Annotated in this window: 15 protein-coding genes; 9 read left to right on the top strand and 6 right to left on the bottom strand. The window is 58.4% G+C overall.

Going from position 1 to position 11,487, the window contains the following annotated elements; all coding sequences use genetic code 11:
• A partial coding sequence (locus tag CBB91_RS11800) for a porin (RefSeq protein WP_273014181.1) occupies nt 1-892 on the top strand: 892 nt, incomplete at its 5' end.
• A gap of 76 nt (nt 893-968) precedes the next feature.
• Entirely contained in the window at nt 969-1,421 is a 453-nt protein-coding gene (locus CBB91_RS11795; protein WP_035549709.1) for an NtrZ family periplasmic regulatory protein, read from the top strand.
• On the opposite strand, the gene CBB91_RS11790 is transcribed toward CBB91_RS11795, so the two are convergent.
• Nucleotides 1,418-2,041: a thiamine phosphate synthase gene (locus CBB91_RS11790; RefSeq protein WP_273014180.1), complete on the bottom strand. Its 624-nt coding sequence runs from the start codon at nt 2,039-2,041 to the stop codon at nt 1,418-1,420. The two genes, CBB91_RS11795 and CBB91_RS11790, sit on opposite strands and share 4 nt — an antisense overlap.
• A gap of 4 nt (nt 2,042-2,045) precedes the next feature.
• Between CBB91_RS11790 and CBB91_RS11785 the strand changes: the two genes are divergently transcribed.
• Complete coding sequence (locus tag CBB91_RS11785; protein ID WP_273014179.1) at nt 2,046-2,714, top strand: YggS family pyridoxal phosphate-dependent enzyme; 669 nt, start codon at nt 2,046-2,048, stop codon at nt 2,712-2,714.
• On the opposite strand, the gene CBB91_RS11780 is transcribed toward CBB91_RS11785, so the two are convergent.
• Nucleotides 2,711-3,220 carry a L,D-transpeptidase family protein gene (locus CBB91_RS11780; RefSeq protein ID WP_273014178.1) on the bottom strand — a complete coding sequence of 170 codons (510 nt, stop codon included), beginning with the start codon at nt 3,218-3,220 and terminating at the stop codon, nt 2,711-2,713. The two genes, CBB91_RS11785 and CBB91_RS11780, sit on opposite strands and share 4 nt — an antisense overlap.
• A 99-nt stretch (nt 3,221-3,319) precedes the next feature.
• Here CBB91_RS11780 and CBB91_RS11775 point away from each other — a divergent pair, with 99 nt between their 5' ends.
• Entirely contained in the window at nt 3,320-4,006 is a 687-nt protein-coding gene (locus CBB91_RS11775; protein ID WP_273014177.1) for a response regulator transcription factor, read from the top strand.
• Here CBB91_RS11775 and CBB91_RS11770 read toward each other — a convergent pair.
• Nucleotides 4,003-4,806 carry an exodeoxyribonuclease III gene (locus CBB91_RS11770; RefSeq protein ID WP_273014176.1) on the bottom strand — a complete coding sequence of 268 codons (804 nt, stop codon included), beginning with the start codon at nt 4,804-4,806 and terminating at the stop codon, nt 4,003-4,005. The genes CBB91_RS11775 and CBB91_RS11770 overlap by 4 nt on opposite strands.
• 249 nt (nt 4,807-5,055) lie before the next feature.
• A complete protein-coding gene (locus CBB91_RS11765) occupies nt 5,056-5,715 on the bottom strand; it encodes an outer membrane lipoprotein carrier protein LolA (protein WP_273014175.1) in 660 nt (219 codons plus the stop codon).
• Nucleotides 5,716-5,959: 244 nt separating this feature from the next.
• Here CBB91_RS11765 and trxA point away from each other — a divergent pair, with 244 nt between their 5' ends.
• From trxA to CBB91_RS11745, 4 genes are all read left to right on the top strand, one after another.
• A complete protein-coding gene (gene trxA, locus CBB91_RS11760) occupies nt 5,960-6,850 on the top strand; it encodes a thioredoxin (RefSeq protein WP_273014174.1) in 891 nt (296 codons plus the stop codon).
• A 55-nt stretch (nt 6,851-6,905) separates the two neighbouring features.
• On the top strand, nt 6,906-7,556 hold the full coding sequence (locus CBB91_RS11755; protein ID WP_273014173.1) for an LON peptidase substrate-binding domain-containing protein: 651 nt from the start codon (nt 6,906-6,908) through the stop codon (nt 7,554-7,556).
• Between the two features lie 8 nt (nt 7,557-7,564).
• A complete protein-coding gene (locus CBB91_RS11750; protein ID WP_273014172.1) occupies nt 7,565-7,801 on the top strand; it encodes a Trm112 family protein in 237 nt (78 codons plus the stop codon).
• Nucleotides 7,798-8,103, top strand: a complete 306-nt coding sequence (locus CBB91_RS11745; protein ID WP_273014171.1) for a DUF971 domain-containing protein — start codon at nt 7,798-7,800, stop codon at nt 8,101-8,103. Before CBB91_RS11750 ends, CBB91_RS11745 begins: the two co-directional genes overlap by 4 nt.
• Here the strand turns inward: CBB91_RS11745 and CBB91_RS11740 are convergent.
• Nucleotides 8,100-9,338 (bottom strand): FAD-dependent monooxygenase, encoded by a 1,239-nt coding sequence (locus tag CBB91_RS11740; protein WP_273014170.1) that lies wholly within the window; start codon nt 9,336-9,338, stop codon nt 8,100-8,102. The genes CBB91_RS11745 and CBB91_RS11740 overlap by 4 nt on opposite strands.
• A gap of 213 nt (nt 9,339-9,551) precedes the next feature.
• Here CBB91_RS11740 and amt point away from each other — a divergent pair, with 213 nt between their 5' ends.
• A complete protein-coding gene (gene amt, locus CBB91_RS11735) occupies nt 9,552-10,931 on the top strand; it encodes an ammonium transporter (RefSeq protein WP_273014169.1) in 1,380 nt (459 codons plus the stop codon).
• A gap of 86 nt (nt 10,932-11,017) precedes the next feature.
• Here amt and CBB91_RS11730 read toward each other — a convergent pair.
• Nucleotides 11,018-11,487 (bottom strand): fasciclin domain-containing protein (locus CBB91_RS11730; protein ID WP_273014168.1); only part of this gene is annotated, 470 nt, incomplete at its 5' end.

Raw genomic sequence — 11,487 nt, 5'->3', positions numbered from 1 at the left:
GCAACCTGGCTTTCAGGGTGCGTACACGGGTCTCGCCTCAGGGCCGGCGCCGGACGAGGTCGATTTACGGGCCGAGCTGGAAGAGGCTTACGTCTACATAGACGGCGGTTATGGTGAAGTCCGCCTCGGTAGGGATGAGGGTGTTGCCGCACGCTTTCAGGAAAATGCACCGTCGGTCTTCAGCGCGTTGGCACTTGGCCGCCAATCCCTTGATCCGACAGGCATCGACATGGTTACCACGCGGCATGATCTGACGGGGCCATCGGCCAAACTGAGTTATGCTACACCCCGCCTTGTCGGAATCCGCGCAGGGCTGAGTTTTACCCCCAAAGCAGACGTCAGGGGCCTTGATCGCGATGCGGACCGGAACCTGCCGGGTGTCGCGCCGATCACGCTGACGAATGCAGTTGAGGGCTCAGTGAACGCCTCTCGATTGCTGCGGGAGCAAGGAGTTCGGGTAAGTGCGGCGCTGGCTGCCAGCACGGCGGACGTGGACACGCCGTTCTACGCGACATCCGTTTATGATCGCGTCACCACATTCTCGGCAGGTGCCAGGGCAGAGTTCGAAACCATATCCCTCGGCTTCACCTGGCTGCAGTCGGATAACGGCCTTGCCCAAAGTGCGGACTACGAATCATGGACTGCCGGAGTGACCAAGACATTCGGAAAAACTCGGATCGGGCTTGAATTTGGGGCCGCGGAAGACGGACTCACGTCACTTGAAGGAGATGCATGGAAAATTGGCATCGCTCACGATGTTACAGAATTTGCAAGAATCTCTCTCGGATATGGCGAAAACAGCCTGGATCGTGTAGCATCCGAAGAGAATATCGCCGCCGAATGGAACAATTCACCCGACGGCATTGTGATAGAAATCACACTATCGCGTTAGAATCGCGGCCCTGTCAGATTCTTAATCTTCTCTTTACCCGCCCATCTGACTATTTCTGTGTTCAGAGGTGCAAGAAATGAAGCTGGGCTTTGTAACTTTCGGGATCGCGCTGTGCGCTGCGTTGGCTATGCCAGCTGCTGCGCAAGATTCCGTGCCTGCGCCCGAAATGGAATTGGCAGCCCCCAGCATTTCAGAGACCTCTGCCGCGCAGTCTGAATGGTACCGTCAATTTGCGCAGTCCAAACCCGCCAGCGCTGAGCCGGTATGGCAGGCAAAGCCAGATCGCGAATTCTCGATGCAGTTTGGCAGCAATACGCGGTGGCAACTGAATCTGGACAAGGTGTCCCGCACAGATTTGTCTCCCCTGCCACGCGAGGAAATGCAGGCTGGCGCGACATTCCGCATCACGCCGCGCTTTTCGGTCGGGGGTGAGGTCAGTGTTGGCGCAGACGAGCTGAATGACACCTCAACGTGGGAATCCCGCGAAGTCGAAGCCGGTATCCGGCTGAAGTCTGCGTTCAAGTTCTAGGGCCCAAACGCGTCCTGAATACCTTCAATCGCCGCAAGACCCGCTGAGCTACTGACGCAGGCCGCATTACGTGAATTTATGCCCCCCAGCGCATAGATCGGCATATCGCTTTGTCGCGAGAGAATGCGAATTTGATGCGAACCGATCGGGGTGCCGGCTGATGGGCTGGTCGACGGAAAGACTGCGGAAACAAGTGCCGCATCAAACACATCCGGTTCCACCTGTCGCAATTCGTCGCCACCGTGCGCGCTGACACTCATCAGGTCGAACCGAGCTCGCCATTTCCGGGCAGCGTNCCTTTGCGNGAAGGGCCAGTGCACGCCTGCTGCACCGACCTTTATGGCAAGGACGGGGTCTGCCGCGATCAGCAAGGCCAGTCCCCGCCGGTTCGCAATCTCCGCCAACTGCCGCGCCTGCCACAACCGATGCTTTGCACCGAAGTGCCGATAAACAATTCCCCACCCGGCAGGAAGGTTTTCCGCCACTGAGATCGGGTCCGGTGTGCGCTTCGGATCGGTGAGAAACAGGGCAGGTGGCAACCATGAAGGCAAATGATGACCAGCGCATCGCGCCGCAGAGATCAGCTTGCGTCTCGCATCGGATTGGGGTTTCTGCACCATCACGATGACTGATACGGACTTCCCCGGAATTGCCAAGCGCCGCGCAGAGATCCTGAGCGATCTGGAGCGCCTGTGTGATACGGCGCCGACACTGGTTGCAGTGACCAAAACCCAACCTGACGAAGCACTGAAAGAGATTCTGGCGACGGGCCACCGAGTATTCGGTGAGAACCGCGTTCAAGAAGCCTACCAGCATTGGGAGGACCGCAAGGCAGACTATCCAGATCTGGAACTTCGATTGATCGGGCCGCTTCAATCAAACAAGGCGGAGGACGCTGTGCGCTTGTTCGACGTCATTGAAACGATCGATCGGCCGAAACTGTGCCGGGAGTTGGCCAAGGCTGAAGAGAAAACAGGGCTGCGTCGGAAATATCTGATCCAGGTCAATACGGGTGAAGAGCCACAAAAGGCGGGTGTTTCACCCGATGGAGTGGAAAGTCTGCTCCAGATAGCACGTGAGGCAGCGCTGGATGTGGTCGGCCTGATGTGCATTCCGCCTGTCGAAGAACCCGCCGGTCCTCACTTTGCCCTTCTGGCCAAGATCGCGGGGCGCCTTGGTTTGGAACAGCTCTCCATGGGCATGAGCTCTGATTACGAGACAGGCGCGCAGTTCGGCGCGACCCATGTGCGCATCGGAACCGCCCTGTTCGGGCCTCGCGATTATTCAGCCTAGAACGAGATTTCGATTTCGGTACCCGGAAGCATCAGTTCCAGAGCCGCAAGCAGGTCGCTTTTTTCGAGCGCGATACAGCCTTCCGTCGGCTCATAGTTCGGCCGGGCAATGTGCAGGAAGATCGCGCTGCCGCGTCCGGCTTCGACCGGATCATCATTGTAACCCAGCTCGACGATCACATCGTAGACGTGGTCATCTCGCCAGAGTTTTTCGTGACTGGCCGCGAAGGGCAGTGAGACCGGACGATTGTAAAGCGGATGGTTCGCGGCGTCGCACCAGCCATCATAAGGCTTGAGCGGTACCAGTGGCAGGCTGGTCACGGGCGGTTCTACCCGGTCGGGCCTGTAGAAAACATTGCGTACCGGCCACACCCCGACAGGGGAGGCCCCGTCCCCTTCGCGCTTCTGTGACGCGGTAACGACCCCGCCCTTTCCCAGCGCGCAGCGGGCGGTGAAGCCGGGGCCTGAGAATTTCCCCGTCGGGCTTGCGGTAAATTTCAGGCTCACCAAATGCTCCCAGACTTGTGATCACGCGTCATGGAAAGTCATATGGCATCTGTCGCCAGTCGCAATACACAGCGACGTTCGAATTCGAAGGAGACGCCCGTGACAGGCAAAAAGACCATTCTGCTGGTAGATGACGATGAAGACCTGCGCGAAGCGCTCGCGGAACAGTTCGATCTGCATGACGGGTTCGACACGCTACAGGCGGCAAACGCGCATGAGGGGATCACCCACGCGCTGGCGGAGCGGATCGACCTGATCCTGCTGGATGTAGATATGCCGGANATGGATGGCCGCGANGCCTGCAAACANATGCGGCAGAAAGGCGTGCGCGCACCAATCATCATGCTTACGGGTCAGGATGGCGATGCCGATACGATTCTCGGGCTAGAATCCGGCGCGAATGACTATGTCACCAAGCCGTTCAAATTCTCNGTGTTGCTGGCGCGCGTGCGTGCACATCTTCGCAGCTTTGAGCAATCCGAGGANGCTACATTTCAGGTGGGGCCTTATGAGTTTCGCCCATCGATGAAGTTGCTGGTCACGGAAGACGGCCGAAAAGTGCGCCTGACCGAGAAGGAAACCAACATCCTGAAATATCTCTATCGCGCGCAGGGCAAGCCTGTTGCGCGGGACGAGCTCTTGTCAGAGGTGTGGGGTTACAATGCAACCGTCACAACCCACACGCTGGAAACGCACATCTATCGCCTGCGCCAGAAAGTGGAGCCGGACCCGGCTAATGCCCGCTTGTTGCTGACAGATGCTGGCGGGTATCGCCTGCAACCTTAAACCTTCATTTCGACGCTTATTGGCGCGTGGTCCGAAGGTTTCCAGCCTCCACGCCATGCGAGGTGGATCTTGAAGGTGTCGATCTTCGTATCGGGCAGTGCAGCGGGGTTCATCCAAATATGGTCGAGCCGGCGTCCGCGATTGCTCTTGGCCCAGTCCTTCGCGCGATAGCTCCACCAGGAATAGAGTTTCTGGTGGTCCTCTACCGCCAGGCGAGCAATGTCCACAAACGCGGCCTGGTTGCGGGAGTCTTCCAGACGTTCGGTTTCTCCCGGCGTGTGGGATACGATCTTCAGCAACTGCTTGTGTGACCAGACATCGTTTTCGTGCGGCGCAACGTTCAGATCGCCCACCAAGACGCGCGGCGTCTTTGACTGCTTCTTGTAGGCAGGTCCCAGTCGCTCCAGAAAATCGAGTTTGTGGGCAAACTTGTCATTCACCTCGGGATCCGGCTCATCGCCGCCAGCTGGCAAGTAGATGTTGTGGACTTCCACGCCGGCCACTTTCGCCGCGATCACGCGCGAATGTCCGTGGCGGCACAGGTCTGGTGCCTCGATGCGCTCGATGGGCAGACGCGAGGCGATGGCCACGCCATGATGNCCGCCCTTCTGGCCGTTCAGCACGAGATGCGGCAANCCCATTTCCTTGAAGGCCTTTTCGGGAAATTCGCCGTCCTGGCACTTTGTTTCCTGCAGACAAACAACATCCGGTTGCTCCTCCGCCACAAAGGCGGCGACGTTTGGCGCACGCAGGCGAACAGAGTTGATGTTCCAGCTGACGATTTTGAGAGAATTAGACATTCAGGCTGCGTAGCAGTGTTTCCTGAAACGTCAACGCGCCCGAACGCGGGGAAGTTCGGGCGCGCCAGACGCTTGCTTTACACGTCTCGTCGGGAGGGGAAGGCTCCGACGGTGGATGACACAAGGATTGCAGCGGGGGGTCAGTTGCTGCGCTCGATTTGCTTCGTCATCGACAGTTGCAAAGATGTCACTCCACAGAAAAAAATCAAGTGAATAATGTGTTATGTCCTTGGGTGTGGTGCAAACACGTCAGTTCTTATCGAAATCCTTCAGAACAAACAGGCGCGGATTGAGGCGCTGACCGTAAGAAACATCGGTCAGCTGGACCTGTGTCAGGTTTCCACCGCTGTCCAGCGTGTGCCATCCGGTCAGGCTCATATCGCTTTCTTGCATGACGAGAGTCAGCGTGCCATCCATTTCGCCAGACTTGTCGCGCAGGGTGATTTCCACCCGGCCATTTCGGTTGGTTACGTCCAACACATCCGCCTCTGTGGCGAAATCGATGTCATCATCCAGCAGCAAGGCGAGCGGTGTGGTTCCGAGGGGAACCCGATCAGTGGTTTCCAGCTCGGAATCCTGAAGACCGACGGTTGTGCCATCGCTCACGACGAGCAGGGGGCTTGGGTCATCATATTCAAACCGAACCTTACCGGGGCGCGACAACGCAAATCGGCCAGTGGATTCGCTATAGTCCGGNGACAATTGCTCAAACGTGCCGCTGGCTGTCTTAACCTTGGCCAAGGCCGTAGATGCTCGGTTCAGAAGGCGCTGACGATCAGCCTCGCTCAAGCCGGCCGGTTCGGAAACTTGCGGTGCTGGCGCTGCGGCCTCAGTGGCCTGCAGGCTGAGTGGGAGCGGCGACGTTGCGATTGCGGTGATCGCTCCAAGGCTTGCCAGGATATTCAACATTTTGCGGTCTCCTTAGTTCGTTGACCAATGGCCTTGTACTTAAGCGCGCGGGCCTTGCAGAAACAGGGCGCGAAAAAGGTATTTTCGTCGCTTTTCGTTGCGCGCGGTTCACCTTCAACAAGTGCAACANCGGAATTGACTGCCAGATGAACGNAGACCGCGTGCTTCGGTGTCAGGCCGCTGCCTTGCGAAATGGGANGCTGCGGCCCATGTTCCGTGCAGATATTCAAGGGACNCAATACNTATGACCGATACGGCATCGCTGAACATCAAGGACACGACCGATCAGGACTTCATGGCAGACGTCGTGGAGGCGTCGGAGAACCAGCCGGTTATCGTTGATTTCTGGGCGCCCTGGTGCGGTCCTTGCCGCACGCTGGGCCCGATCATCGAAAAGGCGGTCGACGCGCGCGGCGGTCAGGTCAAGCTGGTCAAGATCAACATTGATGAGANCCCCGCCTATGCCGGTCAGCTCGGCGTGCGCTCTATCCCGGCGGTTTACGCCTTCGACAAGGGCCGTCCGGTTGATGCTTTCATGGGCGCGCTTCCGGAAGGCCAGATCAACGCCTTTATCGACAAGCTGCTGAGTGGCACCGATGCCGGAAAGATGCTGGCCGAGGCGCTCGAACAGGCAGAAGCGGCAAGCCANGCTGGCGATATCGGTACGGCCGCCCAAATCTATGCAGCAATTCTCCAGCAGGAACCTGAAAACGTTACTGCGCTGGCAGGCCTTGCTCGGTGTTATCTTGCCAATGGTGACAAGGAGCGCGCCGAAGCCACGCTGGAAATGGTGCCGGAAGACAAGCGCAATGACAGTGCCGTCAAAGGCGTTCGAACGGCNATTGACATGATGGGCGATGACGCGGCCGCTCCGGATGAGTTTGANGAGGCGCTGTCAGCTGTACTCGCTGATCCGGACAATCATGACCAGCGCTTCGACCTTGCCGAAAAGTACGCCGCGGCAGGGCGTTTNGGGGACGCCATTGANCATCTGCTGATNATNCTNNGCGCNGGCCTCGACTGGAAAGAGGGCAAGGCCAAGGAAAAGCTGCTACAAATGTTNGAAGCGGCTGGCGCAACTGACCCAGCAACCGTCAGCGGTCGGCGTCGTCTGGCGTCTCTCATGTTTGCCTGATGGCGTAGGCGCGCCACATCCCTCTTTCAGGCAACACCAGAAAGAGATCGAGTATATGTCACAGCCCAGCTTCACGCGCCTTTCCGAACTGCCCGAGGAGCTGGCTATCTTTCCGCTGCCGGGGGCGTTGCTGTTCCCGCGCTGGCAATTGCCGCTCAACATTTTCGAACCGCGCTATCTGAACATGATTGATGACGTCATTCAGGANACGCGGATGATTGGCATGATCCAGTCTGTGGGCGGCTCCAAGGCAAAACCGGATGTTGCCCATACAGGATGTGCTGGACGGATCACCGCGTGGTCNGAAACCGGCGATGGGCGCTACCTGATCACGCTGACCGGAATTGCCCGGTTTGATGTGAAGGAAGAACTTTCCGTGATGACGCCCTANCGTCAGGTCGTGCCAGACTGGGCACCCTATGAAGCGGACCTGAAAGACGTTCCAGATTCCAAACTTCCTGACCGGTCTCGTCTGGTATCTGCACTGCACGACTATACTGAGGCGCACGACATGTCGACGGATTGGAGCGCTGTGGACGAAGCGCCGCTGGAAACATTGGTCAATGCCCTCTGCTCCGGATGTCCNTTCTCCGTAATGGAAAAACAGGCGCTCGTTGAAGCACCTACCTTGAAAGATCGCGCTGAAACGCTCATCACCCTGCTTGAAATGGATGTGTCCGGCGAAGACGGCGGCACGCTGCAATAGAGGCNCTNATGTCCGANGAATCCGCNACACAGCGCTTGGGCCCTTCCGGGGTTGATCCGCGCCTACTGGAAATCCTGATCTGCCCGGTCAGCCGCCAGCCGCTCAGTTATGACCGGTCAAAAGATGANCTCGTCTCCCCGAAGGCCCGGCTTGCCTATCCGATCCGCAATGGAATTCCGATCATGCTCGCGGATGAGGCGCGAGACCTGGATGCCGTGGAAGTCGATGACGAGCCCACCGCATGAGCGAACCATCCTGGCCCACGAAANTGGCATTCAGAAAATCAGCCCAGGAATTGGCCATTGCNTTCGAGGACGGGGTATCCGGTACGATTNCCTACAAGCGCCTGCGTGAAGAGAGCCCGTCTGCAGAGGTGCGAGGACATGGCAGCGGACCCAAGCCGCCACAGGCACCTGTGCCGGAAGATATCTCTGTCGTCGGAGCAGAGCCAGTCGGGCGCTATGCCATCCGTATAAGGTTTTCAGACGGGCATGATTCCGGGCTCTATACCTGGAAACTCCTGCGGGAGCTTGCAAAGCCGGACTAGCGCATCAGGCTCGGCAGATGGGCCTGATCGGCGCTTGCCTGGCGGGCGAGTGCTTGTCGCAGCGGGGTGATTTTTTGTGCGAGCGAAAGCGCAAGACCCCGAAGGGGCTTAAGAACTGCGCTGTCATTCGTGAAGGCCTTGTCGATACCATCCATGAACATGGCAGCCGCCGTTGCATCAAACCGGCGCCATTTCTCGTAACGCTCCAAGCTCACATCCGATCCCGGATCCAGGCCCACATCCCGCGCGTCACACATGACATCAATCAGCGCACCAACATCCTTGAAGCCCAGATTAAGCCCCTGTCCCGCCAGCGGATTGATCCGGTGTGCAGCATCGCCGACCAGCGCAGTGCGAGGCCCTACCATCCGCGTCGCCAATTGCATGACAAGTGGATAGGCGGAATAGGGACCATCAATTTGCATGGGCCCGGCAAAGTCAGCAAATCGGGCATTCAATTCGGCATTGATGTCTTCAACAGGCATGGCAGCAATCGCCTCTGCCGCGCCGCGTTTCATGTACCAGGCAAGATTGGCGCGATTGTCAGGCATAGGCAGCGTGGCGAATGGACCTTCGGGCGTGAACAATTGGCGCGCAATGCCTTCATGCGGGCGATCCAGCTTCACGTTCGCCGCAAAGACAGACTGATTGTAATCGTGTCCTTCGGTCGTGATCCCCACCGACTCGCGCACCGCCGATTTCATGCCATCACAGGCCGCGACGAGCCGTGCGCTGATTTGTGTTTCGTCGGACAGGATGAGAATCGCCCCGGCATTGCCCGTTTTCATGTCCCGGAACAGTTTTCCGCGGATCCAGTGGATTTGTTCCATGTCTGCGCATGTGCCATCTAGCGCCGCCTGCAGCGCGGCGGCGGGTACCATCTGCCCGAGGGGTTGGCCGTCCGGATCGTCGGGCAGGTCTTCATTGCCGAACAATACGCCGGGCGCACCGAACCAATGGGTTCCGCCATCGACCGCTTCAAGACCGTTGAGGGGTTCAGTCGATCCGCAGAGCGCGTCTGTAACGCCAGCTGCGCCCAGCAAACGCCAGCTGCCGCGCACAATCGCAAAGGTGCGAGTATCCGGGCGTGGCGCGACGTCCGGGTCGCGCGCATCAACAAGCGCGACCGAAAATCCTCGCTGCGCTGCCAGGATGGCAAGCGTCGTACCTACGGGGCCAGCGCCGATGATGGCGAGGTCATACGTCTGGTCAGACCGGGGGTGCGTTTGAGTCATGAGCCTTAGCTAGTGACGCTGTTAGCAATCGTCCAGCGATGATGGAGTTTTAGGCGATTCGCCGCATCACTGCCCATGCTTTGACCATGCCCCCCCAGAAAGACCGGTCATCCCCCATGCTGGTGCGACATTCGCACGGGCCCGCAATCATATCGGTTCTGGGAGAGCGCGGGGGGTCCCGAGCTCTGCAGTCTCGTGACGAAGGAGGGGCCGATGGGCCAAACATTAAAAAATACAATACGCGGGGCAGCGTTGCTGCCAGCCGCTATCATGGCAAGCGCAGCAGCTTATGCCCAGGATGCTGACATGGAAGCCCGGCTTGCGGCGCTCGAAGAGAGCGTTGCTGGAAGTGCCAGCGCCTATGTCGACAANAGCTANCTGTTCCTGATTGGCGGCATCATCGTGATGTTCATGGCNGCCGGTTTCTGCATGCTGGAGGCAGGCCTTGTCCGCTCCAAGAACGCAGCAATGCAGTCGACCAAGAACGTCGCCCTGTTCTCTGTTGCGGGCATCATGTTCTGGCTGATCGGCTATAATATGGCCTACCCATCTGCCACAGTCGCCGCCGGCCTGTTCGGCATTCCGGATTTCATCTGGTCCAGCGCACCACTTGAAGAGTCGCACGGGGATTATGCGGCTGCTTCTGACTGGTTCTTCCAGATGGTCTTTGTGGCAACGGCCGCATCCATCGTGTCAGGTACGATCGCTGAACGCGTGAAAATCTGGCCATTCCTGATCTTCACAGCCCTGCTGACCGCCTTCATCTATCCGATCGTGGCATCCTGGGAGTGGGGTGGTGGTTACCTCGACTCCGCTTGGGACTTCTCTGACTTTGCTGGCTCNACTCTGGTTCACTCAACCGGTGGCTGGGCAGCTCTGGCAGGCGCCATCATCATCGGGCCACGTATCGGCAAGTATTTCGGCAAGCAGGTNAATCCGATGCCGGGCAACAACATCCCGCTCGCCGCTCTCGGTACGTTTATCCTCTGGTTCGGTTGGTTCGGCTTCAACGGTGCGTCNCANTTGGCCGCTGGCTCTATCGCTGACATCAACTCCGTCAGCCAGATCTTCGCCAACACGAACCTCGCTGCAGCAGGTGGCGTAATCGCGGCAATGTTCACGACAGCCATCCTGTACAAGGGCAAGATCGACGCCACGATGGTCTTCAATGGTGCGATCGGTGGTCTGGTGTCCATCACGGCTGAGCCGCTGGCACCAAGCATGGGNGCGTCCATNCTCATCGGCGCTGTCGGTGGTGTCCTGGTTGTTGTCTCCGTACCGCTGCTCGACAAGTTCAAGATCGACGATGTGGTCGGCGCTATCCCGGCTCACCTGGTCTGCGGCATCTGGGGCACAATGGTGGTTCCGTTCTCNTACACGAACGCCATCATGCCGAACGAAGCTGGTGACCCGAACTATATCGGCCAGNTGGTCGGCGTGGTTCTGACCGGTGTCTTCGTGATGATCGTGTCTGCCATCATCTGGTACGTTCTCAAGCTCACCATCGGCGTGCGTCCGACGGCCGAGGAAGAGGAACTCGGTCTCGACAAGTCCGAGATCGGCCTGGAAGCCTATCCGGAGTTTGCAAACTAAACTGCGTAACCTCCCAAGAAAGAAGCCCCGGCAGAGCGATCTGCCGGGGCTTTTTCCTTGGCACAATGGCCAGAAGGGGAGGAGCCTTATGACTCTGTCTCTTCTTCGTCGGTCAGCTCCAGATCAGCTGGAATGATGACCGTATCGACTGCGTGGATCACACCATTTGATGCGTCGATGTCAGCAGCGACGACCGTCGCATTGCCAATTGTAACGCTGTCGCCTGTCTTGCGGACAATCAGGTCTGCGTCTGCCATCGTGGCGACTGTGTTGTCGCCTTCGACCAGCGCGCTGCTCATGGTTTCACCCTCGACGACATGCGTCTTCAGAATTGATTTCAGCGTGTCGTTGGCCTCACCGGATTTCAGCTTGGTGACCAGTTCAGGGTCCAGCTTTTCAAAGGCGGCATTCGTCGGCGCGAAGACAGTGTATTCGCCATCGGCGTCCAGTTTTTCATTCAGGCCGGCCTGTTCAACCAGTGCAACGAGGGTCGTGAAGCGGGCGTCTTCAGAGGCAAGCTGGGCGATAGTGCCCTGCATCGCGGTATCGGTCATCG

It is taken from the genome of Hyphomonas sp. TMED31 (assembly GCF_002172815.1).
In the GTDB taxonomy this organism is placed as follows: domain Bacteria; phylum Pseudomonadota; class Alphaproteobacteria; order Caulobacterales; family Hyphomonadaceae; genus Hyphomonas; species Hyphomonas atlantica.
This window is presented reverse-complemented; position numbering and strand designations above follow the sequence as displayed.